Below are 26,063 nucleotides of genomic sequence, written 5' to 3' on the forward strand. Positions count from 1 at the left end.
AAGCGATTGAAAAAAATTGCAATCCAGTTACAAGGCCGCCAGTCAGAAGCTATGGACGAGGCGCGTAGGCAAAGACATCAGCACGCATCTGATGAGCGTCCATTCCGGCACCGACCAAGGCATCCAGCGTCGCGTAGATCATGGCCGGAGAGCCGCTGCCGTAGACATGGATCGAGGACAGGTCGCTGATGTCGTCGCGTACGGCTTCATGCAACATCCCGCAGCGCCCTTCCCAGCCGCACAGATCACTGACGACCTTGTGCAGGAACAGATTCGGCAGCGTGGCCCATTCGTCCCACTGACGAATTTCGTAAAAGTCCTCGGGACGGCGCACGCCCCAGTACAGATGCACTGGATGGCTGAAGCCCTTGGCGCGGCAATGCTCGATCAGGCTGCTCATCTGCGCCATACCCGTGCCAGCCGCGATCAGTACCAGTGGGCCGTCGGGCAGATCGGCAAGGTGGGTATCGCCAAGAGGTAGCTCGACCCGCGCCATGGCATTGCGTTGAAGCTGTTCGATCAGCGTGCGAGCACTGGCCTCACGAACCAGCACGTGCAATTCCAGGTCGCGCCCCTTGTGAGGCGCCGAAGCCAGCGAGAAGGCTGACTTTTCACCGTTCTCGCGCTCGATCATCAGGTATTGCCCGGCGTGATAGCGGGGCAGCTTGCCAGCCGGCGCCCTCAGACCGACCCGCCAGACATCGCCGCCCACTTCAACGCACTCGCTGAGCTGGCAGGCAAACTTGCGCACCGGCAACTGACCAAGGGGCAGGACCGCATCCCACAGCACTTCGCAGGTTTCCAGCGGCTCTGCCAGGCAGGTGTAGATTTCACCGTGGGTCAGCTCATCGCTGGCCTGTTTCACGCGCCCCTGCACCAGCAGCGCCGAGCAGACATGACAATTACCGTTGCGGCAGCTCTGTGGACATTCATAGCCCAGGCGCTGTGCAGCATCGAGAATCCGCTCGCCCGGCAGGGTTTCCAGCACTGCACCCGACGGCTGCAACGTTACACGCATCAATCTATTCCCAGTTGATTCCAGATTTCATCGACCCGACGTGTAGTCGCCTCGTCCTTGACGATAGCCCGGCCCCACTCACGTGTGGTTTCGCCCGGCCACTTATGCGTCGCATCAAGCCCCATCTTGGAACCCAGACCGGAAACCGGTGAAGCGAAGTCCAGGTAATCGATCGGCGTATTTTCGATCATTACCGTGTCGCGCTTGGGGTCCATGCGCGTGGTAATGGCCCAGATCACGTCGTTCCAGTCGCGAGCGTTGATGTCGTCGTCGGTGACAATAACGAACTTGGTGTACATGAACTGTCGCAGGAACGACCAGACACCCAGCATCACGCGCTTGGCATGGCCCGGGTACTGCTTTTTGATGGTCACGACGGCCATGCGATAGGAACAGCCTTCGGGCGGCAGGTAGAAGTCGATGATTTCCGGAAACTGCTTTTGCAGGATCGGTACGAACACTTCGTTCAGCGCCACGCCCAGAATCGCCGGCTCATCCGGCGGACGACCGGTGTAAGTGCTGTGATAGATCGGCTTGATCCGGTGCGTAATACGCTCGACGGTGAACACCGGGAAGCTGTCCACTTCGTTGTAATAACCGGTGTGGTCGCCATAAGGCCCCTCATCAGCCATTTCACCGGGATGGATCACGCCCTCAAGGACGATTTCGGCACTGGAAGGCACTTGCAGGTTGTTGCCACGGCACTTGATCAGTTCGGTGCGAGTGCCGCGCAGCAGGCCTGCAAACGCATATTCGGACAAGCTGTCAGGCACCGGCGTCACGGCACCCAGAATGGTCGCCGGGTCCGCGCCCAGGGCAACGGCTACAGGGAACGGCTCGCCGGGATGCTTGATGCACCATTCCTTGAAGTCCAGCGCGCCGCCGCGATGGCTGAGCCAGCGCATGATGACCTTGTTGCGACCGATCACCTGCTGGCGATAGATGCCCAGGTTCTGGCGCTCCTTGTTCGGACCGCGCGTAACTGTCAGGCCCCAGGTGATCAGCGGCGCAACGTCGCCAGGCCAGCAGGTCTGGACAGGCAGCATGTTCAGGTCGACGTCATCGCCTTCGATGACGATCTCCTGGCACGGCGCATCCTTGACCACTTTGGGGGCCATGGAGATGACTTTCTTGAAGATAGGCAGCTTTGACCAGGCGTCTTTGAGGCCTTTGGGCGGCTCCGGCTCCTTGAGGAAGGCCAGCAACTTGCCGATTTCCCGCAGCTCGTCGACGGATTCGGCGCCCATGCCCATGGCGACACGCTCCGGCGTTCCGAACAGGTTGCCCAACACCGGGATGTCAAAACCGACCGGCTTTTCAAACAGCAGGGCCGGGCCTTTGGCGCGCAGCGTACGGTCGCAGATTTCAGTCATTTCCAGCACAGGGGAAATGGGCATCTGAATGCGTTTCAACTCTCCGCGCTGCTCAAGCTGCTGCACGAAATCCCTTAGGTCCTTGAACTTCATTAACCTGGCCACTTATTCAAATAGGTGCACATCGTACCTGCTCTGCAGATTCGTGGCAGCCATGAGCAGGCACAGGAGTGAATTTATTCTGGAAAGCGGGACAGGCCAAAGACGTGAATGTCATTCGTGGGAAGCAGCTTGCTGGCGACTTCCTCGTACAGCCGCAGAATATCTGCCGGTTTCAGGCCTTTTTCGCCAGCAAGCTGCCTCCCACAAGTTTTTTGTGCCTTAACTGATCAGCACTACTTCCCCAGACGACCATCAAAAAAAATGGCGCCCCGAAGGACGCCATTTTCTGTTCAACCTGTCAGTTACTTGCGTTTCATCGACAGGAAGAATTCATCGTTGGTCTTGGTCTGCTTGAGCTTGTCGACCAGGAACTCGATGGCAGCGACTTCATCCATAGGATGCAGCAGCTTGCGCAGGATCCACATGCGTTGCAGTTCGTCATCAGCAGTCAGCAGCTCTTCACGACGGGTGCCGGAGCGGTTGATGTTGATGGCCGGGAACACGCGCTTCTCTGCGATCTTGCGATCCAGCGGCAGCTCCATGTTGCCCGTACCCTTGAACTCCTCGTAGATCACTTCGTCCATCTTCGAGCCGGTTTCAACCAGCGCGGTGGCGATGATGGTCAGCGAGCCGCCTTCTTCGATGTTACGCGCAGCACCGAAGAAGCGCTTTGGCTTCTCGAGAGCGTGAGCATCGACACCACCGGTCAGTACCTTGCCGGAGCTTGGAATCACGGTGTTGTAGGCGCGAGCCAGACGGGTAATGGAGTCGAGCAGGATCACGACGTCCTTCTTGTGCTCGACCAGGCGCTTGGCCTTCTCGATCACCATTTCAGCAACCTGCACGTGGCGGGTTGGCGGCTCGTCGAACGTAGAAGCAACCACTTCGCCGCGTACGGTACGCTGCATTTCGGTCACTTCTTCCGGACGCTCGTCGATCAGCAGAACGATCAGGTGAACTTCCGGGTTGTTACGAGTGATGTTCGACGCGATGTTCTGCAGCATGATGGTCTTGCCCGCCTTTGGCGGAGCAACGATCAGACCACGCTGGCCTTTACCGATAGGTGCACACAGATCGATCACGCGACCGGTCAGGTCTTCGGTGGAACCGTTACCGGCTTCCATCTTCATGCGCACGTTCGGGAACAGCGGCGTCAGGTTTTCGAACAGAATCTTGTTCTTGGCATTTTCCGGACGATCAAAGTTGATCGTGTCGACCTTGAGCAGCGCGAAGTAACGCTCGCCTTCTTTAGGCGGGCGAATCTTGCCAACAATGGTGTCACCGGTACGCAGGTTGAAACGACGGATCTGGCTTGGCGAGACGTAGATATCGTCCGGGCCAGCGAGATAGGACGCGTCTGCGGAGCGCAGGAAGCCGAAGCCGTCCTGGAGGATCTCCAGCACGCCATCACCAGAAATTTCCTCGCCGCTTTTGGCGTGCTTTTTCAGCAGGGAGAAAATCACATCCTGCTTGCGCGAACGGGCCATATTTTCTATGCCCATCTGTTCGGCCATTTCGAGCAGATCGGTAATCGGCTTTTGCTTGAGTTCAGTCAGGTTCATATGGGAATGACGTAATCATGTATGGAGGGAAATTAAGCTTTTGGCTTAATGAGGCCGCGCCGCAGAGAAGGCGACAGGATCGCGTACTAAATCGAAAAGGAGAGCGTCGGCGACGGCTAGCAGGGGGCAATGGAGATTCCATTGCGGGGCCGAATGTACCACTTGATTTTCCAGGCGTCTAGTACGGAGCCAGAAAAAACCCCGCTGTTCGCGGGGCTTTAGAAACATCAAAGATTGGCGTCGATGAAAGCAGCCAATTGCGACTTGGACAAGGCGCCCACTTTGGTGGCTTCGACATTACCGTCCTTGAACAGCATCAGCGTCGGGATACCACGCACACCATGCTTGGCCGGGGTTTCCTGATTGTTGTCGATGTTCAGCTTGGCAACGGTCAGCTTGCCTGCGTAAGTGGTAGCGATGTCGTCAAGAACCGGTGCAATCATCTTGCATGGGCCGCACCACTCAGCCCAGTAGTCAACAAGCACAGGGCCGGTAGCCTTGAGGACATCGGCTTCGAAGCTTGCGTCGGTGACGTGTTTGATCAGGTCGCTACTCATGGAGATCTCCGAGGTCGTAGGCTAAAAACGACGCCCATCATAGCGGGCCTTATGGCATTCAGGAAGCCGGGGCTCATTGAGTCTGGCTATGGGAAGCCATGAATATGGTTATAACCCCGTATTTAGCTGGCGGGCGAGACAAAGACAATCCCCGTGCGCAATGCCGCTCCACGGATATGTTCCTGCATGGCCTTCTGCGCAGGACCGGAGGCATGTCGGGAAAGAGCGCGCAAAATTTTGCGATGTTCCTGCCAGGTTTCCATGACTCTTCCTGCACGAATGAAGGGCATTTTCTGACTTTCGAGGAAGATATCAGCACCCGCCGTCACAATGCCCAGCATGGCCTGATTACCACTGGCGACCAGAATATGCCGATGAAACTCGAAATCCAGCCTGGCTGCCGCCTCGAAATCCCCTGCACGCAACTCCAGGCGCATGGCTTCGACATTGTCCTCCAGCACATCCCGCTCGTCGGCAGTCAGGGTGACAGCGGCAAGACCTGCGGCAAAGCCTTCCAGCGCATAGCGCAACTGAAAGGTATCGGCCGGAGAAACCCGTGCGTCGAAAGGCCAGGAAAAACCGGCCGTGCGCTGTTCTGGTTCAGAAATCGACTGAATGAACACGCCTTTGCCTGGCTGCACACTGACAATTCCCAAGGCACTGAGCGACGACAAGGCTTCGCGCAGCGAGGCTCGACTGACGCCCAGCAATACCGCCAGATCCCGCTGCGAAGGCAGGCTGTCGCCAGGTTTGTAACCTTGCTCGGCAATCAGTTTGCGAATTGCCCGGAGGGCCGATTCAGGTACTGCGAGGGCATTCTGCGGCATCACTGTTCAGGCCAGTCAGTCCAGTAAAAACTCCTTTTATCGCCATCTACATCATCCGGCAAGCGACGCCCAGCGCTGGGGCGACGTGGCTTTCAGGCGCGCCAAAGCAGGGCATTCGATCCGCCAACTGTTCAGACCAGTAAGACCAAATACCGTCCGCAGAGCCCGACTTATGGCGCAAACAGCCTGAATGGCATGGGCTGTGCACTAGGGGACAAGCCAACATCTTTCGTTCCGTCCGGAGATTTCCCATGACCAAGCGTTACAGCGCACTGCTTACTGCCTTGTTTGCCAGCCTGATGCTGAGCCAGGCCCCTGCCCACGCCAACGGCCTGGATGACGTCGTAGCGCGCGGCACCCTGAAAGTCGCTGTACCTCAGGACTTCCCGCCGTTTGGCTCTGTGGGTCCGGACATGAAACCGCGCGGTCTGGATATCGACACGGCACAGTTGCTGGCCGACAGACTGAAGGTCAAACTCGAACTGACGCCGGTCAACAGCACCAACCGCATCCCGTTCCTGACCACCGGCAAGGTCGATCTGGTGATCTCCAGCCTCGGCAAGAACCCGGATCGCGAGAAGGTCATCGACTTCTCCCGCGCCTACGCGCCGTTCTACCTCGCGGTGTTCGGTCCACCTGACTCGCCGGTCAAGGAAATCAGTGACCTCAAGGGCAAGACCATCAGCGTGACCCGTGGCGCCATCGAGGACATCGAACTGACCGCCGTCGCTCCCGAAGGCGCAACCATCAAGCGCTTTGAAGACAACAACTCGACCATCGCCGCTTACCTGGCTGGCCAGACCGACCTGATCGCCAGCGGTAACGTGGTCATGGTCGCTATCAGCGAGCGCAACCCGAAACGCATTCCGGCCCTGAAAGTGAAACTCAAGGATTCGCCAGTCTACGTCGGCGTGAACAAGGGTCAGCCCGAGCTGCTGGGCAAGGTCAACGAAATCCTCAATGCCGCCAAGGCTGACGGCGCGCTGGAAAAAGCCTCTGTGACCTGGCTCAAGCAACCTTTGCCAGCCGATCTCTGATCACTGCTTTCTGATCACAGGATCCGCCAATGGCTTATCAATTCGACTTTACACCGGTCCTGCAAAGCGCTGATCTCTTGCTGCGCGGGGCCTTGTTCACGCTGGAACTGACGGCCATTGGCACTTTGCTCGGGGTCAGCCTGGGCATCGTTGGCGCGGTCGTGAGGGCCTGGAAAATCCAGCCTTTCGCCACGATCTTCGGCATCTACGTCGAACTGATCCGCAACACCCCGTTTCTGGTACAGCTGTTTTTCATCTTCTTCGGCCTGCCGTCCCTGGGCATGCAGATTTCCGAATGGCAGGCAGCCATCCTGGCAATGGTCATCAACCTGGGTGCCTATTCGACGGAAATCATCCGCGCCGGCATTCAGGCGATCCCCAAGGGACAACTGGAAGCCGCCGCTGCACTGGCCATGAACCGCTACGAAGCCTTTCGCTACGTAGTGCTGGCGCCGGCGCTAAGCAAGGTCTGGCCGGCACTGAGCAGCCAGATCATCATCGTCATGCTCGGCTCGTCGGTCTGCTCGCAGATCGCCACCGAAGAGCTGAGCTTTTTCGCCAACTTCCTCCAGTCGCGTAACTTCCGCGCCTTCGAGACGTACATCGTCACCACGCTGGTCTACCTGTGCATGGCGTTGCTGATCCGCCAATTACTGGCCTGGGTCGGGCGTCGCTACATATCGAGGAGCCGCTGATGGATTTCACTCTTTGGGACATCCTGCGCAACCTGCTGACCGGCCTGCAATGGACAGTGGCCCTCTCGCTGGTAGCCTTTATCGGCGGCGGCCTGATCGGCCTTCTGGTAATGGGCATGCGCATCTCGGACAAAACCGGACCACGGGTCGCAGCCACTCTTTATATAGAACTGTTCCAGGGCACTCCGCTGCTGATGCAGTTGTTCCTGGTGTTCTTCGGCGTGGCCCTCATGGGCGTGGATATTTCCCCATGGGCCGCCGCTGCGCTGGCCCTGACGCTGTTCACCAGTGCCTACCTGGCCGAAATCTGGCGCGGTTGTGTCGAGTCGATATCGAAAGGCCAGTGGGAAGCGTCCGCCAGCCTGGCGATGACGCCCATCGAGCAGATGCGCTACGTGATCCTGCCACAGGCACTGCGCATCGCCGTGGCGCCGACGGTCGGCTTCTCGGTCCAGGTGGTCAAGGGCACGGCCGTGACCTCGATCATCGGTTTCACCGAACTCACCAAGACCGGCAGCATGCTGGCCAACGCTACCTTTGAACCCTTCATGGTCTACGGCTTCGTTGCCCTGGGCTACTTCATCCTTTGCTACCCCTTGTCGCTCTGTGCGCGCCATCTGGAAAGGAGACTGCATGCCTCTGCTTAGAATTTCCGCCCTGCATAAATACTACGGCGACCATCACGTACTCAAAGGCATCGACCTTTCTGTCGAGGAAGGCCAGGTCGTGGCGATCATCGGTCGCAGTGGCTCGGGCAAGAGCACGCTGCTGCGCACGCTCAACGGACTGGAGTCGATCAACGATGGCGTAATCGAAGTCGACGGCGAATACCTGGACGCCGCCCGCGCCGACCTGCGCACCTTGCGGCAGAAGGTCGGCATGGTGTTCCAGCAGTTCAACCTGTTCCCGCACCTGAGTGTGGGCGAAAACGTCATGCTCGCCCCTCAGGTCGTACAGAAAGTGCCCAAGGCCGAGGCTGCAAAACTGGCCAGGCAGATGCTGGAGCGTGTCGGGCTGGGCGAGAAGTTCGACGCTTTCCCGGATCGTCTTTCCGGCGGTCAGCAACAGCGCGTGGCCATCGCCCGGGCCCTGGCGATGTCACCCAAGGTGCTGCTGTGCGATGAAATCACCTCGGCGCTGGACCCGGAACTGGTCAACGAAGTACTCAGCGTCGTGCGCCAACTGGCTGCCGACGGCATGACCCTGATCATGGTGACCCACGAAATGCGCTTCGCCCGTGAAGTGGGTGACAAGCTGGTCTTCATGCACCAGGGCAAGGTGCATGAGGTGGGCGACCCGAAAGAGCTGTTCGCCAACCCGAAGACCCCGGAACTGGCAAATTTCATCGGCTCGGTAGAAGGGAATTAGGAGCGAATTCATTCGCGAACAAGCCCCACAGAGCGGTTCACGCACCTGATACGTTGGCGGCAGGCATGGATCGTGGCAGGATGGCGCGGTTATCGAACGAGATTTTGATCATGCCGCACACCAAAGCCAAGAATCTTTCCCTGATCGCAGCGATCGACCTGGGCTCCAACAGCTTTCATATGGTCGTTGCCAAGGCGAATCAGGGCGAGATCCGCATACTTGAGCGCCTGGGTGAAAAGGTTCAGCTGGCGGCGGGCATCAATGACGAGCGCCAGCTCAACGAAGAGTCCATGCAGCGCGGGCTCGATTGCCTCAAGCGCTTCGCCCAACTGATCAACGGCCTGCCGCTGGGCGCCGTACGTATCGTGGGCACCAATGCCTTGCGTGAAGCACGCAACCGCAACGAATTCATCCATCGCGCCGAAAAGATCCTGGGACACCCCGTGGAAGTCATTTCCGGCCGCGAGGAAGCGCGCCTGATCTATCTCGGCGTCTCACACACCCTGGCCGACACTCCGGGCAAGCGTCTGGTGGCCGATATCGGCGGCGGCAGCACCGAGTTCATCATTGGCCAGCGCTTCGAGCCACTGCTGCGCGAAAGCCTGCAGATGGGCTGCGTGAGTTTCACCCAGCGTTACTTCAAGGACGGCAAGGTCACACCGGCCCGCTACGCCCAGGCATACACCGCGGCACGTCTTGAAATCATGAGCATCGAACACGCCCTGCACCGCCTGAAATGGGATGAAGCCATCGGCTCGTCCGGCACCATTCGGGCTATTGGCGTGGCACTCAAGGCCAACGGCTACGGCTCGGGCGAAGTCAACGCTGAAGGTCTGGCGTGGCTCAAGCGCAAGCTGTTCAAGCTGGGCGATGTCGAGAAAATCGACTTTGATGGCATCAAACCCGACCGCCGCGCGATCTTCCCCGCCGGCCTGGCGATTCTGGAAGCGATCTTCGACGCCCTGGAACTCAAACGCATGGACCACTGCGAAGGTGCCCTGCGCGAAGGCGTGCTGTATGACCTGCTGGGCCGTCATCACCATGAAGACGTGCGCGAGCGCACCCTCAGCTCGCTGATGGACCGCTACCACGTCGATCTGGAGCAGGCCGCTCGCGTTGAGCGCAAGGCGCTGCATGCCCTGGAGCAAGTCGCGGAAGCCTGGGATCTGGAAGACGAAATCTACGCCGAGCTGCTGAGCTGGGCAGCCAAGGTGCATGAAGTGGGGCTCGACATCGCCCACTACCACTACCACAAGCACGGCGCCTACCTGATCGAGCACTCGGATCTGGCCGGATTCTCACGCGAAGACCAGCAAATGCTCGCGCTGCTGGTGCGCGGTCATCGTCGCAATATTCCCAAGGACAAGTTCGCCGAGTTCGGCGATGAAGGCATCAAGCTGATTCGTCTGTGCGTGCTGCTGCGCTTTGCGATTCTGTTCCACCACATTCGCGGCACCCAGGAGATGCCACGTGTGATCCTGCGTGCAGACGGCCCGAATCTGGACGCGGAATTCCCGGCAGGCTGGCTGGAAAACAACCAGTTGACCCAGGCCGACTTCGCGCTGGAAGCGGAGTGGCTGACCCGGGTCGGTATCGTCTTTACTGCACGCTGAGTACCGGAATGCTCAGGCGCTCAAGCAAAGTCGCCTGGGCGCTTCGAGCGTTCTGATTGCCGGTCGGCGTGCTGCGCACGTAACGCCCGTCAGGCTGCAACAGCCAGCTGTGGGTGTTGTCGGTCAGATAACTCTCCAGCTCCTTCTTCACCCGCAGGATCAACTTCTTGCCATCCACCGGGAAGCAGGTCTCGACACGCTTGTCGAGGTTGCGCTCCATCCAGTCGGCACTGGACAGGAACATCTGCTCGTCGCCGCCATTGAGGAAGTAGTAGACCCGCGTGTGCTCCAGGAAGCGACCGATGATCGAGCGCACCTGGATGTTGTGCGAGACACCGGCAATGCCGGGACGCAGGCAGCACATGCCACGCACTACCAGATCGATGCGCACACCTGATTGGCTGGCCTTGTAGAGCGCCCGGATAATCTTCGGATCGGTCAGTGAGTTGAACTTGGCGATGATGTGGGCAGGCTTGCCGTCGAGCGCGAATTGCGTCTCGCGGGCAATCATGTCGAGCATGCCTTTCTTGAGGGTGAACGGCGCATGCAGCAGCTTCTTCATGCGCAGGATCTTGCCCATGCCGATCAACTGGCTGAACAGTTTGCCGACGTCTTCGCACAAGGCATCGTCGGAGGTCAGCAGGCTGTAGTCGGTGTACAGACGAGCATTGCCCGCGTGATAGTTGCCGGTCCCCAGATGCGCATAACGCACGATTTCACCGCCTTCGCGGCGCAGGATCAGCATCATCTTAGAGTGAGTCTTGAAGCCGACCACACCGTAGATCACCACCGCACCGGCCGCCTGCAGACGGCTGGCCAGTTGCAGGTTGGACTCTTCATCGAAGCGGGCGCGCAATTCAATCACTGCCGTGACCTCCTTGCCGTTACGCGCCGCATCGACCAGCGCATCGACGATTTCCGAGTTCGCGCCGCTGCGGTACAGCGTTTGACGCACGGCCAGTACATGCGGGTCTTTCGCGGCCTGACGCAGCATGTCGACGACCGGAGTAAATGACTCGAACGGGTGCAGCAACAGGATGTCCTGCTTGCTGACCACGCTGAAAATGTTCTCGCTGTTCTGCAGCAGCTTGGGAATCGCGGGCGTGAACGGCGTGTATTGCAGCTCCGGGTGGCTGTCCAGGCTGGTGATGCTGAACAGGCGCGTGAGGTTCACCGGGCCGTTCACCTGATACAGCTCGGACTCGGTCAGGTTGAACTGCTTGAGCAGGTAGTCCGACAGATGCTTGGGACAGGTGTCCGCCACTTCCAGGCGCACCGCATCGCCATAACGACGCGAGAACAACTCGCCGCGCAGGGCGCGTGCCAGGTCTTCCACATCTTCGGAGTCCAGCGCCAGGTCAGCGTTACGGGTCAGACGGAACTGGTAGCAGCCCTTGACCTTCATGCCCTGGAACAGGTCATCGGCGTGGGCATGGATCATGGACGACAGGAACACATAGTTGTCGCCAACGCCGCCCACATCTTCCGGCACCTTGATGATGCGCGGCAGCAGACGCGGAGCTGGAATGATCGCCAGACCCGAGTCACGACCGAAGGCATCGATACCTTCCAGCTCGACGATGAAGTTCAGGCTCTTGTTGACCAGCAACGGGAACGGGTGCGTCGGGTCCAGACCGATCGGGGTGATGATCGGTGCGATTTCATCGCGGAAATAGCGACGGACCCACGTCTTGAGCTTGGTCGTCCAGTAGCGACGACGAATGAACCGGACCTGATGCTTTTCCAGCTCCGGCAGCAGAATATCGTTGAGGATCGCGTACTGGCGATCCACATGACCATGAACCAGCTCGCTGATCCTGGCCAGGGCCTGATGCGGTTGCAGACCATCGGCACCCGCCTGTTCGCGAGCGAAGGTGATCTGCTTCTTGAGGCCTGCGACACGAATCTCGAAGAACTCATCAAGGTTGCTGGAGAAGATCAGCAGAAACTTCAGCCGTTCCAGCAACGGATAGGACTCATCCAGAGCCTGTTCCAATACCCGGATGTTGAACTGCAACTGCGACAGTTCGCGGTGGATATACAGGCTGCTGTCGTCCAGGTTCGGGACAACGATTGCGGGCGCCGCAGAAGCAGGCGCTTCGATGACGGCCGTAACGGTTTCAATTTCAGGCTCAACCACTGGTGTAGCCTCCTGAACATCGACTTCAACAGTGGCTTCGGTGAGTCCTTCGGTATTCATGAATGTTCCTGTGAGGCTATTGCCCTTTTAACAGTTGAGCAGCACGGACGGCGAAGTAAGTAAGAATGCCATCAGCACCTGCGCGTTTGAAGGCGGTAAGGGATTCGAGAATCACCCCCTCACTCAGCCAGCCGTTCTGGATTGCAGCCATATGCATCGCATACTCGCCGCTCACCTGATAGACAAAGGTCGGGACCTTGAACTCATCCTTGACCCGGTAAAGGATGTCCAGATAAGGCATGCCCGGCTTGACCATCACCATGTCCGCGCCTTCAGCCAGGTCAGCGGCCACTTCATGCAATGCTTCGTTACTGTTGGCCGGGTCCATCTGATAGGACGCCTTGTTGGCCTTGCCCAGGTTCAGTGAAGAACCTACCGCATCACGGAACGGACCGTAATAGGCGCTGGCATATTTCGCCGAATACGCCATGATCCGGACATTGACGTGCCCGGCAAGTTCCAGGGCTTCACGAATGGCCTGGATGCGACCGTCCATCATGTCCGAAGGCGCGACCACCTGGGCACCGGCGTCAGCGTGAGACAGCGCCTGTTTCACCAGTGCATCGACAGTGATGTCGTTCTGTACATAGCCTTCTTCATCAATGATGCCGTCCTGACCGTGGGTCGTGAACGGATCCAGTGCCACATCGGTGATCACGCCCAACTCCGGGAAACGCTCACGCAACGCACGAGTCGCACGCTGGGCAATACCGTCCGGGTTCCAGGCTTCAGCGCCATCCAGAGATTTTTTCTCCAGCGGCGTCACCGGGAACAGCGCCAGCGCCGGAATTCCCAACGCAACCCAGCCTTCGGCCTCTTGCAGCAACAGATCGATAGTCAGGCGCTCGACGCCCGGCATCGAGGCAATGGTTTCCCGGCGGTTTTCACCATCGAGTACGAATACGGGAAGAATCAGATCATCGACGGTCAGTACATTTTCGCGAACCAGTCGACGAGAAAAGTCGTCGCGACGATTACGGCGCAGGCGAGTGAGAGGAAACAGGCGGTTTGCGGGGGTAAAGCTCACGGCGAGACTCCTGTAGCCCGCATACGCGGGCAAGCGCGACAGTTATAAGCCGCCATTATGACCAATGTGTGACAGTCATAGTGTGACCTGCGACGGTGGGCCGCAGAAAAGGCCTACAACAAGGACGGGACATTGTGGTTGTAGGAATCTTTAACGTCGAGACACATATCGACACTTTCATGATTGTCCTAGGCGAGTTAGGCTGCGCGTTCATTTCGCCAGCATCCAGACAATGCTCCAGAATTTCTTGAACGATTTCGGCTACTTTGCCCTGTTCCTGGGAACCTTCTTTGAAGGCGAGACCATTCTGGTTCTTGCCGGATTTCTGGCTTTCCGTGGATACATGGACCTCAACATGGTCATCCTCGTGGCTTTCTGCGGAAGCTACGCGGGCGATCAACTGTGGTACTACATGGGGCGCAAGCACGGCCGCAAACTGCTTGCACGCAAGCCACGATGGCAGCTCATGGGCGACAAGGCACTGAGGCTGGTACGCAAACACCCGGACATCTGGGTGCTGAGCTTCCGCTTCGTCTACGGCCTGCGCACGGTCATGCCCGTGGCCATCGGCATGTCCGGTTATCCGCCTTTGCGTTATCTGGTGCTCAACGGTATAGGTGCTGCGATCTGGGCTGCGGCCCTGGGTTCGGCGGCTTACCATTTCGGTGCCGTGATGGAAGGCCTGCTGGGCAACATCAAGAAATACGAGCTTTGGGTCCTGGGTGGCCTGCTCCTGCTCGGCCTGGCCCTGTGGCTGCGCCGCCGCATCAAGAACGCCCGCATCGCACGCCAGGAAAAACTCTGCTGCGCCTCGGCAGCGGCATCTGATATAGACGTCGAAGCCCCGGTCGATCTTCAGAAAAAGACAGACAGCCAATAATCCCCTTCGCGAATGAGTTCGCTCCTACGGTAGGAGCGAACTCATTCGCGAACCGCCATCAAGCCCTGAACCGGCTACGTCCGTACAACACCGCAATCGCCAGCAGCGCAACCGCCTGCGCCCCCAACGAATACGCATCGGCGTGAATGCCCAGCCAGTCGAACTCGAAGAACGGCACCGGGCGTGTGCCGAAGATGCCCGCTTCCTGCAATGCCTTGACGCCATGCCCGGCGAACACCACCGACAATGCACACAGCAGCGCTGCGTTGATCCCGAAGAACAACGACAACGGCAGTTTTGCCGAACCGCGCAAGATCACCCACGCCAGGCCGACCAACAGCACCAGCGCAGTGGCACCACCGGCCAATACCGCGTTGTGCCCCGCAGGTCCTGCCTGTAGCCACAGGGTTTCGTAGAACAGAATGACCTCGAACAGCTCTCGATAGACCGAGAAGAACGCCAGCACAGCAAAACCAAAACGTCCGCCGCCACCGACCAGGCTGCTCTTCACATAATCCTGCCAGGCATCGGCATGACGACGATCATGCATCCAGACCCCGAGCCACAGCACCATGACGCTGGCGAACAGCGCCGTCGCGCCTTCCAGCAGTTCACGTTGCGCGCCGCTGACATCGATGACGTAAGCCGCCAACGCCCATGTCGCCAAGCCAGCCAGCAGCGCCAGGCCCCAACCCGCGTTGACGCTGCGAACGGCAGACTGCTGGCCGGTGTTGCGCAGGAACGCCAGGATCGCTGCCAGTACCAGAATCGCTTCCAGACCTTCACGCAGCAGAATCAGAAGGCCGGAGATGTAGCTCAGGGAAACGCTCAGGCCATCGTTGCCCAGCAGGGCTGCGGACTCCTTGAGTCTGGCCTTGGCGGCCTCCAGCTTCTGCGCCGCCTGAGCCAGCGGCAGACCGTCCTGCAATGACTGCCGGTAAGCCATCAGGGCTTTTTCGGTGTCCTTGCGCACGTTAGCGTCGACGTTATCCAGCGAGCTTTCGACCAGTTCAAAACCTTCCAGATAAGCTGCAACCGACAGGTCGTAAGCCTGTTCATGATCCCCCGCGCTATACGCCGCCAGGCTCTTGTCCAGAGTGGTACTGGTGTAATCGAGCAGTTGCGCCGGGCCGCGCTGGACCTGCGGCGGTTGCGCACGCTGGGCACGGAATGTCGCGGCGGCTTCAAAGCCTTCGGCGGCATTGACCTCCGCTGGCGTCTGACGCGCCAGATCCGCCAGATTGAAGGTCTTGGCGGGCGCGCTCACCGGCTGAGCACTGAAACCGGCAATGTAGGTCGCGATATCCCAGCGCTGGCGATCATCCAGTTGATCGGCAAACGCGGGCATATCGGTGCCGGTAATCCCCAGTCCCAAGGTGTTGTAGATATCGTAAAGACTCAGGCGATCCAGCCGGGCTGCATCGCGCAAATTGGCAGGCGCAGGTGTCAGGCCAATGCCGGCCGGGCCATCGCCGGCACCGGTGTCGCCATGGCAGACCGAGCAGTTCTGCGCATACAGCGGCGCACCGCGAGCAGGGTCAGGTGTAATGATCGGTGCCTGGCTGACTTCATAGGCGACGGCCAGGCGTGCCCCCAATTGCCGGGCCTGACGAGCGACAAGCGCGCCATCCTCACGTTTGCTCACCGCGTCTTTCAGGGCTGCAACACCCTGCTCCAACGCATCGCGCTCGGCACGCTGCGGCAAGGCAACAATCAGGCCCTGCAATGCGTCGAGAAACTCGACCTGCTCCCGGTATTCGGCTTCATCGACGACCTTGCCGTCAGCTACGGTGCTCGGGTAGTCAGCACCTATATAGTCCAGCAGATGCAACGCCTGGGCAGCGCCATCGACGGGGTCGGCCAGCAGGCCGAAGCTGCATAGCGCAAGCAGCGGCACCAGCAGCCAGGCCATGAAACGGGAATGCAGAGGCATGGATCGATCTCGACAGAAATTCAATGCGCTGCATTGTTCCTTTCCATCTGCCTCGACTCAATACTCGACCCCGATATTTGTGACAAAACATTACTAAAAACCCGATACAGCGCGATTACGGCTCCGAAGGCCGTTCCCCTGCACGAATAGTGTCGATTGCAGACAGCCAAAAGCAATCGCGCCAAATAGCATCAAAATGCCATTGCCAGCCTGAAAACCCGACCTATAATCCCACGGCTTTTTCCAGCAGATGGAAGAGACACATACTCATGCAGCACTTTGCTGCTTGTCCAAATGGACTTACGTAGCCGCCTTCGGCTACAGAATGGAAATCACCATGCCCTCCCGTTTTCTGACCGCATCTGCGCTGGTCGCCTCTATTCTGCTGACAGGGTGCTCCGTCTTCCGTAGCTATGACTCCGAATTGAAGGAAACCAACCAGCAACTGGCCAGCGGCAATGTCGATGCCGCCCTCGGTACACTGGAAAAGAACAACACTGGCGAAAACAAAGACCTGCTCTATTACTTCGAGAAAGGCGAACTGCTGCGCTCCAAGGGTGATTTCGCCGGCAGTCAGGCGGCCTGGCGCACGGCCGATCAGGTGGTATTCAAGTGGGAAGAGGCAGTCAAGTTCGATACCGAAAAATACCTCGCCCAGTTCGGCAGCTTCCTGATCAACGACAAGGTGCGTCGCTACGAAGGCTATGACTATGAAAAAGTCATGCTGACCACCCAGATGGCACTCAATCTGCTGGGCCAGAACGATTTCGACGGTGCCCGTACCGAAATCAAGAAGACCCACGAACGTGAAGCCGTGATCGCCAACCTGCGCGACAAGGAATACTTCAAGAGCGAGCAGGAAGCCGAAAGCAAAGGCGTGAAAAACCAGTTCAAGGACCTCAAGGGCTACCCGGTCGAATCACTGGACGCGCCCGAGGTCGTTGGCCTGAAGAACAGCTACCAAAGTGCGTTCAGCCATTATCTGGCAGGTTTCGTCTACGAAGCCCTGGGAGAGAAAGACCTCGCCGCGCCGGGCTATCGCAAGGCCGCAGAACTGCGCCCCAACACTCCGTTGCTGGAAAAATCCCTGGCCGATCTCGACGCTGCTGCCAGCAAGGATGGCAGCAGCGAAGTACTGATCGTGGTCCAGAGCGGTTTTGCTCCGGCCCGTGATTCGGTAAATATCCCGCTGCCATTGCCGATCAGCGGAAATCTGGTCATCACACCGCTGTCATTCCCGGTGATCAAGCCGGATACCAGCACCCCGATCGTCAGCCAGATCACCCTGGACGGCCAGCCGCTCAACCTGACGCTGCTCAACAGCACCACTGACATGTCGCGCCGCGCCCTGCGCGACGACATGCCGGGCATCATCGTGCGCACCACGCTGCGCGCCATTACCCGTGGCGTTGCGCAGAAGCAGCTCAACGACGTCAACCCGCTGGCCGGTCTGGCAGTCGGTATCGCTTCGGCCATTACCGAAGGTGCCGACACCCGCACCTGGCGAACCCTGCCGGACAATACACTGGTGGCACGACTGCGTCTGACGCCGGGCATGCATCAGGTGGTATTGCCGGGCACGCTGGGCGGCACGCATGTGCAGGTCAAGGTCGATCAGCGCTATCAGGTCGTCACCCTGCGCGCCCTGGGCAATCAGGTATTCACCAATGGCCTCGCGGCACAGGTCACGCCCGTGAATGTCCCGCAAGCCCTTGCCGTCAAACAACCCTGAACGGAGATACCCCATGCGTATCAAGATTTTCGGCGCACTGGCGCTGGCCCTGCTCGCAGGCTGCGCAACCCCGCCACCTCCGGCTCCGGGCAGCGCGGCCAGTAAAGTGGTGGCGCTTGGCGACGTCAAAAACATCGAAGTCGGCGCCATGCGCGTGGCTCGGGAAAATGGCTTCCTGACCGTCAAGGCTCAGTTGACCAACACCAGCAGCCGCAACAAGACGATGTACTACCGCTTCGCGTGGCTGGGTAACGATGGTTTTCCTGTAGCAGACGAAGAAACCTGGAAAAGCCTGATGATCTATGGCTCGCAAAGCACCACGCTGCCGGCTATCGCACCCAATCCGCGGGCAACCGATTTCCGCCTTGAAATCAACACGCCTTGATCCACGCCCAGTTACGCTCACAGAAGAGTCCACACATGCTGTTTACACGTCTTTGCTCCATCGCCGCCCTCGCCCTGCTGGCCAGCGGCTGCGCCAATAACTCTCCGGTTCTTGGCAGCAAGAACATCAGTTATGGCGATACCAAGGCAGTCGAAACGATTACCAACGAATTCGGCTCCACCGACCTGCAGATGATCGCCGAGAGCATGACCCGCTCACTGGCACAGTCCGGCATCCTGCAAGGCCGCCCGGTGGTTCAGGTCTACGATGTGAAGAACAAGACCAGCGAGTACATCGACACTCGCGAAATCACCACCACCATCAAGACCCAGTTGATGAAGAGCGGCGTAGCCCGTTTCGCCAGCGACAACACTGAAATGCAGAGCCAGGTCGACCAGCTCAAGTTGCAGAACCAGAGCGGTCTGTACAAGCAGAGCACTGTCGCCAAAACCGGCAACATGGTCGCCGCCAAATACCGCCTGGAAGGCTCGATCAGTTCCATCGTCAAGCGCAGTGAGGATTACAAGGACGTCTTCTACAAATTCAGCCTGCAACTGATCGATGTCGAAAGCGGCCTGGCAGAGTGGATGGACGAAAAAGAAATCCGCAAGACCACGGAGCGCTGAGTGATGCGTGCATGGATTGGCATTATCGGCATGGCCTGCGCCTTCTCGGTTCAGGCAGCCCCAAAGATCGCCGTGACAGGCATGGCCTATCAGGAACGTGTGGAGCAATACATCCACACCGTTTCGGCGAAAAGCGACATGCGAGCCAACTACTACAGCGAAAGCGGCTCGTCGAGCTATGAAGAATACGAGTCCCGCACCAGCTACATCGAACAGAGCGAGCTGCAGAAATTCAGTGGTGACATCAAGGGCGAGATCCTGAAGTCCGGGCTGTTCCAGCTGGTGCAGGGCACGCCTTACAAGACCGGCTCGAAAGAAGATGTCTACGACGTCATCGCACGCATCAAGAGCGGGCACTTCAAAGGTGCTGATTACGTATTGTTCGGCGCACTGTCGGACATCGACTTTCGCCAGGACGTGGGCGAAATTGCCAACACCAATAGCTACTCGGCCATTATGGGGCTGACGGTGGTCGGTGATTTCAGCCTGATCAACACCCGCACCTACGAAATCACCTCGGCCTTTACCGCCATGGGCGAAAGCCAGGACACCAAGCTGGTCAACAGCCGGGACGTAAAGATTTCCATGAACCGGGGTCGCGTGGTGCGCGATGCCTCAAAGTCGATCGGCGTCGACGTGGCGCGTCAGTTGCGTGAGCAATTGCGTGGGGAAGTGGAATACACCGGCCAGCCCATCCAGCAGAACTTGCCGAGAGACGAAGCGCCCCGGATTTTGCGCTAACGGTGGGGCACAGCGTCAAGCTTCAAGCTTTTGACTTGTAGCTTGAAGCTTACTGCTTATAACTTGCTGCTTATGCTGTTCCGCGATGCAGGGTGGCGAGGAAACCCGCCGCCCCTACAAACAGGCTGGCGAAGGTGCGGTTCAGGCGGCGTTGTTGTTTCGGCGTTTTCAACAGGCGCAGCACGCGGGACGCAAGCCCGGTGTAACCGGCCATGACCACCGAATCCACAACAACCATGGTCACCGCAATAATCACGTACTGAGCCAGCAGCGGTTGGGCGGGGTCGATAAACTGCGGCAGAATCGCCAGCATGAACACCAGCGCCTTGGGGTTGCTGATGTTGACCAGAAAGCCCCGCAATACCAGGCTCAGCGGCTTGCCGATGGGACGAGTCGCCGAGTCATCAGACAGATCCCCAGGCAGCGCCCGCCATTGTTTGATACCCAGGTAAACCAGGTAAGCCACGCCAAACCATTTGATCAGGTTGAATGCCAGCTCGGAGGCACTCAATACCGCGCCCAGGCCCGCCGCGACAATTGCGATCTGCGCCACCAGCGCGATCTGCAAACCCAGGGCATTCCAGTAGCCGCGCCAGAAACCGTATTGCAAACCACAGGACATCGACGCAATCGCGCCAGCTCCCGGAGACAGACTGATAATCCAGCAGGCGGCAAAAAAAGCCAGCCATGTTTCAAGCGCCATCAAACACCTCAAGTCCAGTAAAGCCCGATAGCTGCTAACTTAGTGCGTAATGCAATTGATGACTAATTATTTCTGCTCGCCCATCGGTTTCTCAATCATCACCTGCGGGACGATATCGCTGCCCCGCCAGCGGCGAACCGCTTTCTGGAAGAACTGACTGTTGGGCACTTGCACCAGCGCACCACCCGCCTCGGGCATTTCGATCAGGGTGGTGAACATCAGGTTGATGGCGACGACCCGGCCTTTGACGCCGGGCTTGTCGAGTGTTTCGACCAGCTCAACCACATCGCCGATGCGGAAAGGGCCGATGGTGAAGATCAGGATGGCGCAGAGCAGGTTGGACAGCACACTCCACATCGCGAAGAACGCAACGGCGGCTACCGCGACAAAGCCCGACAACGCAGTCCACAGTACCGTGGCAGAAACGCCGAGCCGGCCCAGGACAACGACAAACGCACTGCCCATGATCAACCAGCGCAAACCGCCACGCACCGGCACCAGCAGTTCCGGCGGCAGCGGATAACGCTCGCCCAGGCCCGTCAGAAAACGGCCGATTACCCGCTGCAATACGTAACCCGCCAGCAGAATCAACAGGATCTGCACGCCCAGCCAGAGCGGTTCGATCCAGTAGGCCGTCAGCGTCAACCCGAAAAAGTCCATCAGCCCCTCACTTCAATTACGACAATGCTTCCAGTTCGGCCTGCATTGATTCCAGCAGCTCCAACGCCTCCATCCAGGCCTCTTCCAGCTCGGACTCCCGCGCCTTCAACCTGGCCTGTTCCGCCAGCAGATCGCGCAGCTTGTCCTTGTTGGCAGCCTCGTAGTTAGTACTGTCGGCCAGGGCCTCTTCTACCTTGGCCAGTTTTTCATGCAGGGTTCCCAGCTCACGCTCCAGCTTGTCGGCTTCGCGCTTGTGCGGAGCCAGTTGCTGACGCAAGGCTGCCGCCTGCTGACGCTGGGCTTTCTTGTCGGTCTTGTCGGCGTTGACCGGTGTGTTGCTGACCGGCGCATTGCGCAAACGGTAATCAGCCAGCCAGCGCGTGTAGTCGTCCAGATCACCATCGAATTCCTGAACCCGGCCATCGGCGACCAGCAGGAAATCATCGGTGGTGCTCTTGAGCAAATGCCGATCGTGGGAAACCACCAGTACCGCGCCACTGAATTCCTGCAGGGCCATGGTCAGCGCCAGGCGCATTTCCAGGTCCAGGTGGTTGGTCGGTTCGTCGAGCAGCAACAGGTTGGGTTTTTCCCAGGCAATCAGGGCCAGTGCCAGACGCGCCTTTTCACCGCCAGAGAAATTCACCACCGGCTCATCCAGACGAGCACCACGGAAGTCGAAACCACCCAGGAAATCGCGCAGTGTCTGCTCACGCTCGGTAGGCGCAAGACGCTGCAGATGCAGCAAGGGGTTGGCCTTGGCATCCAGGGAGTCGAGCTGATGCTGGGCAAAATAGCCAACCGTGAGGTTTTCACCCCGTACCAGACGGCCGCCCAAAGGCTCAAGTTCGCCCGCGAGGTTTTTGATCAGGGTCGATTTACCCGCGCCGTTAGGCCCCAGCAGACCGATGCGCGCACCCGGCGTCAGTTGCAGTTTGACCTTCTCCAGGATGGTCTTTTCGCCATAGCCCAGACGTGCTTCGGACAGATCCAGCAACGGGCTGGAGATTTTGTCGGACTCACGGAAAACGAAGTTGAATGGCGAATCTACATGGGCAGCGGACAGCTCTTCCATGCGCTCAAGGGCCTTGATCCGGCTCTGTGCCTGACGGGCCTTGGTGGCCTGGGCCTTGAAGCGCGCAATGTATTTTTCCATGTGCGCACGTTGCGCCTGCTGCTTCTCGTAGGCCTGTTGCTGCTGGGCCAGACGTTCGGCACGGGCGCGCTCGAAGGCGCTGTAGCCACCGCGATAGAGGGTGATCTTGCGCTGCTCGACATGAGCGATGTGATCGACCACCGCATCCAGGAAGTCACGGTCGTGGGAAATCAGCAGCAAGGTGCCGGGATAGCTTTTGAGCCAGTCTTCCAGCCACAGAATGGCGTCCAGGTCCAAGTGGTTGGTCGGCTCATCGAGCAGCAACAGGTCCGAAGGACACATCAGGGCCTGAGCCAGGTTCAGGCGCATCCGCCAGCCACCGGAGAAACTGCCGACCTGACGTTCCATCTGCTCGTTGGTGAACCCCAGGCCCGCCAGCAGTTTGCGGGCGCGGGCATCAGCGGTATAACCATCGGCACTGTCGAGTTCGGCATGCAGCCTCGCCTGGGCGGCACCGTCCTGGGCTGCTTCAGCTTCAGCGAGCTGACGCTGAACCTCGCGCAGGCGAAGGTCGCCGTCCAGAACGTAGTCAACGCCCAGACGCTCAAGGGTATCGACCTCCTGGCGCATGTGGGCGATACGCCAATCGGCAGGCAGCAGGCAGTCGCCGGAGTCAGGCGTCAGTTCACCGCGCAGCAAGGCGAAGAGGCTGGATTTACCGGCGCCATTGGCACCGATCAGACCGGCTTTCTGGCCGGCGTGCAGGGTCAGCTCGGCGTCTTCTAGCAGACGTTGCGGACCACGCTGTAAGGTAAGGCTTTGAAGTCGAATCATAATGGCGGCGGAGTCTACCAGCTTCGTCTCAAACAGGTAGCTCACTATGCCTTCTGACCTTTGGAGTTTCACCCTCGATTTCTATGCCAGACCCGGCGTCGAAGAGGCCTGCCTGCGTCTGCAAACCAACGGGGCCAATGTGTGCATGGTGCTTCTGGGTGTCTGGCTGGGCAAACGCGGCGTGAAATGTGATACCCGGCGATTACAGGAAATCGGACAGTTGGCGATGCCATGGCACGACGACGTCGTGCGCCCTCTCAGGGAATTGCGCACGCAATGGCGTGACGCGGCACGACTCGACCCGGCATTGGGATCGTTGCGTGAACGGGTGAAAGCGCTGGAACTGGAAGCCGAGCAGCAGTTGCTCGCACGATTGCAGACACTGACGCAGGACTGGTCAGTTGATGAAACTGAGGACTTGCAGAACTGGCTGAACGGACTGACCGCAGAGGCCGCCGACAAGGACCGCGACGCGCTGCAGAGGCTGCGCGTCGCGGCGGATCAGCCTTAGGACGCTGTGTTAGGCGTGACGCTATTGGCTGTCGATGGAGCAGTTGCAGCCGGTGCGGCTGGTGCAGCGGCTGGAGTAGCAGCCGTTGCTGGCGTGGCCGGTTTGGCGGCAGCCGGTTTTACCGCTGGCTTGGCAGCAGGTTTGGCTGCCGGTTTTGCGGCGGGCTTGGCTGCTGGCTTGGCGGCAGTTTTGGCAGGTGCTTTGGCCGCTGGTTTGGCAGCGCTGCTGGTAGCAGGTTTGGCCGCTGCCGGTGCTTTGGTTGCTGTTGGCTTGGCTGCGGGTTTCGCTGCAGGTTTGGCAGTCGCTTTGGCGGCGGCTGGTTTGGCAGCAGCGGTTTTAGCTGCAGCTTTTACCGGAGCCTTGGCAGCAGGTGCCTTGGCCGCAGCAGGTTTGGCAGCCACTGGCTTGGCGGCAGCCGGAGTTTTCGCGGCTGTTGGCTTGGCGGCCGGCTTGGCAGCAGATGCAGCCCTGGCAGCCGGTTTCGCAGCTGGCTTGGCCGCGGCTTTGGCTGGCGCCTTGGCAGCAGGTGTCTTGCTCACGGTTTTTGCAGCAGCGGTTTTTGCAGCAGGAGCCTTGGCAGGTGCAGCAGGCTTGGCTGCGCGAGTGTCCAGAATCTTGCCGACGGCCTCTTTGACGCGACCAACGCCCTGGGCAAGCTTCAGGCTCTCTTGAGCATCGCGCTTGAGCTGCAGGATGTAAGTGCGGGTTTCGGTCTGGCGATCCTTGAGTGCGTCGAGCAAGTCTTCAAGTTCTGCAACGGCATTCTTGGCCTTGGTCTGGGCCTTTGCCTTGCCGGCAGCCGCAGCATCCTGCAATTTGGTGCGGGACTTGTGCAGTTTTTCCTGCGCTTTACCACGTTGTTTTTCAAGCTTGGCGAGCAGTTTCTCGGCATCGGACAAGGCTTGGGAGCAGGCGTCTTCCAGATGTTCGAGCAAGCTGCCCGACAATTGTTGGAGCAGGTGCAATGGAGTGTTTACTGGCTTCTTTTTGGCCGACATGACTTACCTCCTGGCTGACGAAATTGCGGCCCATACTAGACCTCTGTCCGCAGTGCCGCTAGGGCATCTTGACAGCGTCGGACGCACCCTGTTGCATACGAGCACAAATCATTGATGCAACTGCTACAGGGGCAATACAAAATTCTCTTGCCAGGAGTCATCACCGCAAGCCCTCGCACTGGCATAATCGCTGACTTCCCGGGCCGGAGAGCATTCATGTCGCGCTACCTGTTAACGTCGTTGTTCCTCTTGATTCCTCTGGCGCATGCCGGTGAAACCGCACCGGCGCAGGACTCTCACGATCTCGCGTACAGTCTGGGTGCAAGCCTGGGTGAGCGCCTGCATCAAGAGGTCCCGGACCTGGACCTCAAGGCATTGGTAGAAGGCTTGAAGCAGGCTTATCAAGGCAAGCCGCTGGCGCTCAAGCAAGAACGCATCGACCAGATTCTCAGGGAGCATGATGCAGCCCTCGCGCAAGCCGAAGCCTCGGGCACAGATGCCCAGAGCGAGGCAGCGCTGACAGCAGAGCGTCGTTTCATGGACAGCGAGAAAGCCAAGCCCGGCGTGAAGACGCTGGCCGACGGTATTCTGATGACGGAACTGACTCCGGGCACCGGTCCCAAGCCTGAAGCCAATGGCCGTGTCGAAGTGCGCTATGTCGGACGCCTGCCCGACGGCACGATCTTCGATCAGAGCACTCAACCGCAGTGGTTTCGACTCGACAGCGTGATCAGTGGCTGGACCACGGCCCTGCAAGGCATGCCGGTAGGCGCGAAGTGGCGTCTGGTGATTCCTTCCGCCCAAGCCTATGGCGCAGAAGGCGCAGGCGATCTGATCGATCCGTTCACGCCGCTGGTTTTTGAAATCGAGCTGGTCGCTGTCTCGCAGTAACCGACGCCCTGAAATGCGAAAGGGTGCGAACGCACCCTTGGCAACACGACAGGAATGAATCAGGCCTGAGAAGCGGCCTCTTCCTTGTGGGAGTTGTGCAGGACTTCGATCAGGCAATCTTCCAGCTCGAAGCGCTCATGCAACAGCCCACCCAGCGTCTTGAACTCATTGGCAAACCCTGCGCCGTTGGAGCAATCGCCCTTTTCGCAGCGGTCGTTGAAAGCCAGAGCAAGCTTGGTGATACCTTCCAGACGCGGATAAATCGTATCGGCCAGTTCAAGCCCGCGCTCATCGTTGAACGCCTGAGCTTCGCTGTTGAGCTGCTCGTAGATTTCGAAATGGCCAGCCGAAACGTAGTCGACCAGGATTTCACAAAACTTCAGCAGCGCACCACGATCCGCGGCCAGTTGCTCGGGCGTGTCGCCGAGAACGTCATAGGCTCGAATCAATTCATGACGGTCCTGGAGCCAGCGATCAATCAACAGATTGACGCCACCCCAGCGTTCCTGAGCATTGCGACAACTTTCCAGCATGATGTTCTCTCTTCCCTTAAGGGGCATGCGGTCCTTTGCTGGCCTTACAATATCGCAAGAACCGAGCCTGTAAAAGCGTCAGGACAGCATACTCCCAATGACGCGTGCGGCTCAGATTATGCCCGCACGACAAGGCCATCAAGGTACGCAGGAGAGAAAGTTCA

General features: G+C 59.0%; 25 protein-coding genes. 12 read left to right on the forward strand and 13 right to left on the reverse strand.

Going from position 1 to position 26,063, the window contains the following annotated elements:
* Positions 1–49: 49 nt before the first annotated feature.
* The 5 genes from CKW23_RS07560 to CKW23_RS07580 all read right to left on the reverse strand — a co-directional run bounded on the left by CKW23_RS07560 (position 50) and on the right by CKW23_RS07580 (position 5,439).
* The gene (locus tag CKW23_RS07560; RefSeq protein WP_025257999.1) at positions 50–1,018 is read right to left on the reverse strand and encodes a CDP-6-deoxy-delta-3,4-glucoseen reductase; all 969 of its coding nucleotides are present in this window, start codon (positions 1,016–1,018) and stop codon (positions 50–52) included.
* The gene (gene ubiD / locus CKW23_RS07565) at positions 1,018–2,484 is read right to left on the reverse strand and encodes a 4-hydroxy-3-polyprenylbenzoate decarboxylase (RefSeq protein ID WP_025257998.1); all 1,467 of its coding nucleotides are present in this window, start codon (positions 2,482–2,484) and stop codon (positions 1,018–1,020) included. The genes CKW23_RS07560 and ubiD overlap by 1 nt, the downstream gene beginning before the upstream one ends.
* A gap of 311 nt (positions 2,485–2,795) precedes the next feature.
* A complete protein-coding gene (rho, locus tag CKW23_RS07570) occupies positions 2,796–4,055 on the reverse strand; it encodes a transcription termination factor Rho (protein ID WP_025257997.1) in 1,260 nt (419 codons plus the stop codon).
* A 227-nt stretch (positions 4,056–4,282) separates the two neighbouring features.
* Positions 4,283–4,612 (reverse strand): thioredoxin TrxA, encoded by a 330-nt coding sequence (trxA, locus tag CKW23_RS07575; protein ID WP_025257996.1) that lies wholly within the window; start codon positions 4,610–4,612, stop codon positions 4,283–4,285.
* A 122-nt stretch (positions 4,613–4,734) separates the two neighbouring features.
* Positions 4,735–5,439 (reverse strand): FadR/GntR family transcriptional regulator, encoded by a 705-nt coding sequence (locus tag CKW23_RS07580; RefSeq protein WP_025257995.1) that lies wholly within the window; start codon positions 5,437–5,439, stop codon positions 4,735–4,737.
* Positions 5,440–5,690: 251 nt separating this feature from the next.
* Here CKW23_RS07580 and CKW23_RS07585 point away from each other — a divergent pair, with 251 nt between their 5' ends.
* From CKW23_RS07585 to ppx, 5 genes are all read left to right on the forward strand, one after another.
* The gene (locus CKW23_RS07585; RefSeq protein ID WP_025257994.1) at positions 5,691–6,476 is read left to right on the forward strand and encodes a transporter substrate-binding domain-containing protein; all 786 of its coding nucleotides are present in this window, start codon (positions 5,691–5,693) and stop codon (positions 6,474–6,476) included.
* Positions 6,477–6,505: 29 nt separating this feature from the next.
* On the forward strand, positions 6,506–7,171 hold the full coding sequence (locus tag CKW23_RS07590; protein ID WP_025257993.1) for an amino acid ABC transporter permease: 666 nt from the start codon (positions 6,506–6,508) through the stop codon (positions 7,169–7,171).
* Positions 7,168–7,818, forward strand: coding sequence for an amino acid ABC transporter permease (locus tag CKW23_RS07595; RefSeq protein WP_025257992.1), 651 nt, complete (start codon positions 7,168–7,170; stop codon positions 7,816–7,818). The genes CKW23_RS07590 and CKW23_RS07595 overlap by 4 nt, the downstream gene beginning before the upstream one ends.
* Positions 7,805–8,539: an amino acid ABC transporter ATP-binding protein gene (locus CKW23_RS07600; protein ID WP_025257991.1), complete on the forward strand. Its 735-nt coding sequence runs from the start codon at positions 7,805–7,807 to the stop codon at positions 8,537–8,539. The genes CKW23_RS07595 and CKW23_RS07600 overlap by 14 nt, the downstream gene beginning before the upstream one ends.
* Before the next feature lie 110 nt (positions 8,540–8,649).
* Entirely contained in the window at positions 8,650–10,152 is a 1,503-nt protein-coding gene (gene ppx / locus CKW23_RS07605) for an exopolyphosphatase (protein ID WP_025257990.1), read from the forward strand.
* On the opposite strand, the gene ppk1 is transcribed toward ppx, so the two are convergent.
* Together ppk1 and hemB are read right to left on the reverse strand one after the other, a co-directional pair.
* Positions 10,139–12,352: a polyphosphate kinase 1 gene (gene ppk1 / locus CKW23_RS07610; RefSeq protein WP_025257989.1), complete on the reverse strand. Its 2,214-nt coding sequence runs from the start codon at positions 12,350–12,352 to the stop codon at positions 10,139–10,141. The two genes, ppx and ppk1, sit on opposite strands and share 14 nt — an antisense overlap.
* A gap of 16 nt (positions 12,353–12,368) precedes the next feature.
* Positions 12,369–13,379 carry a porphobilinogen synthase gene (gene hemB / locus CKW23_RS07615; protein ID WP_025257988.1) on the reverse strand — a complete coding sequence of 337 codons (1,011 nt, stop codon included), beginning with the start codon at positions 13,377–13,379 and terminating at the stop codon, positions 12,369–12,371.
* A gap of 232 nt (positions 13,380–13,611) precedes the next feature.
* Here hemB and CKW23_RS07620 point away from each other — a divergent pair, with 232 nt between their 5' ends.
* Positions 13,612–14,259, forward strand: a complete 648-nt coding sequence (locus tag CKW23_RS07620; RefSeq protein WP_025257987.1) for a DedA family protein — start codon at positions 13,612–13,614, stop codon at positions 14,257–14,259.
* A 58-nt stretch (positions 14,260–14,317) separates the two neighbouring features.
* Here the strand turns inward: CKW23_RS07620 and CKW23_RS07625 are convergent, their stop codons facing one another.
* On the reverse strand, positions 14,318–16,192 hold the full coding sequence (locus CKW23_RS07625; protein ID WP_025257986.1) for a cytochrome c/FTR1 family iron permease: 1,875 nt from the start codon (positions 16,190–16,192) through the stop codon (positions 14,318–14,320).
* 337 nt (positions 16,193–16,529) lie between these two features.
* Here CKW23_RS07625 and CKW23_RS07630 point away from each other — a divergent pair, with 337 nt between their 5' ends.
* Genes CKW23_RS07630 through CKW23_RS07645 form a run of 4 tightly spaced genes read left to right on the forward strand, consistent with a single transcriptional unit; the run spans position 16,530 to position 19,676 of the window.
* Positions 16,530–17,924: a COG3014 family protein gene (locus CKW23_RS07630; protein ID WP_025257985.1), complete on the forward strand. Its 1,395-nt coding sequence runs from the start codon at positions 16,530–16,532 to the stop codon at positions 17,922–17,924.
* A gap of 13 nt (positions 17,925–17,937) precedes the next feature.
* The gene (locus CKW23_RS07635) at positions 17,938–18,309 is read left to right on the forward strand and encodes a YcfL family protein (RefSeq protein ID WP_025257984.1); all 372 of its coding nucleotides are present in this window, start codon (positions 17,938–17,940) and stop codon (positions 18,307–18,309) included.
* Positions 18,310–18,347: 38 nt separating this feature from the next.
* On the forward strand, positions 18,348–18,935 hold the full coding sequence (gene lpoB, locus CKW23_RS07640; RefSeq protein ID WP_177434630.1) for a penicillin-binding protein activator LpoB: 588 nt from the start codon (positions 18,348–18,350) through the stop codon (positions 18,933–18,935).
* Between the two features lie 3 nt (positions 18,936–18,938).
* Entirely contained in the window at positions 18,939–19,676 is a 738-nt protein-coding gene (locus tag CKW23_RS07645; protein WP_025257982.1) for a hypothetical protein, read from the forward strand.
* Between the two features lie 70 nt (positions 19,677–19,746).
* Here the strand turns inward: CKW23_RS07645 and rhtB are convergent, their stop codons facing one another.
* The 3 genes from rhtB to CKW23_RS07660 all read right to left on the reverse strand — a co-directional run bounded on the left by rhtB (position 19,747) and on the right by CKW23_RS07660 (position 22,966).
* Positions 19,747–20,379: a homoserine/homoserine lactone efflux protein gene (gene rhtB, locus CKW23_RS07650; protein ID WP_025257981.1), complete on the reverse strand. Its 633-nt coding sequence runs from the start codon at positions 20,377–20,379 to the stop codon at positions 19,747–19,749.
* Positions 20,380–20,445: 66 nt separating this feature from the next.
* Positions 20,446–21,039, reverse strand: a complete 594-nt coding sequence (locus tag CKW23_RS07655; RefSeq protein ID WP_025257980.1) for a mechanosensitive ion channel family protein — start codon at positions 21,037–21,039, stop codon at positions 20,446–20,448.
* 16 nt (positions 21,040–21,055) lie between these two features.
* Positions 21,056–22,966 carry an ATP-binding cassette domain-containing protein gene (locus CKW23_RS07660; protein WP_095067389.1) on the reverse strand — a complete coding sequence of 637 codons (1,911 nt, stop codon included), beginning with the start codon at positions 22,964–22,966 and terminating at the stop codon, positions 21,056–21,058.
* A 46-nt stretch (positions 22,967–23,012) separates the two neighbouring features.
* On the opposite strand from CKW23_RS07660, the gene CKW23_RS07665 reads away from it, so the two are divergent.
* Entirely contained in the window at positions 23,013–23,477 is a 465-nt protein-coding gene (locus CKW23_RS07665) for a TIGR02444 family protein (protein ID WP_095067332.1), read from the forward strand.
* Here the strand turns inward: CKW23_RS07665 and CKW23_RS07670 are convergent.
* On the reverse strand, positions 23,474–24,475 hold the full coding sequence (locus tag CKW23_RS07670) for an AlgP family protein (RefSeq protein WP_095067333.1): 1,002 nt from the start codon (positions 24,473–24,475) through the stop codon (positions 23,474–23,476). The two genes, CKW23_RS07665 and CKW23_RS07670, sit on opposite strands and share 4 nt — an antisense overlap.
* A 216-nt stretch (positions 24,476–24,691) precedes the next feature.
* Here CKW23_RS07670 and CKW23_RS07675 point away from each other — a divergent pair, with 216 nt between their 5' ends.
* Positions 24,692–25,366, forward strand: a complete 675-nt coding sequence (locus CKW23_RS07675) for an FKBP-type peptidyl-prolyl cis-trans isomerase (RefSeq protein ID WP_095067334.1) — start codon at positions 24,692–24,694, stop codon at positions 25,364–25,366.
* 59 nt (positions 25,367–25,425) lie between these two features.
* Here CKW23_RS07675 and rsd read toward each other — a convergent pair whose 3' ends face one another.
* Complete coding sequence (gene rsd, locus CKW23_RS07680; protein WP_095067335.1) at positions 25,426–25,899, reverse strand: sigma D regulator; 474 nt, start codon at positions 25,897–25,899, stop codon at positions 25,426–25,428.
* Between the last annotated feature and the right edge of the window lie 164 nt (positions 25,900–26,063).

The organism is Pseudomonas sp. Irchel 3A18 (genome assembly GCF_900187465.1).
GTDB classification, from domain to species: Bacteria; Pseudomonadota; Gammaproteobacteria; order Pseudomonadales; family Pseudomonadaceae; genus Aquipseudomonas; species Aquipseudomonas cichorii.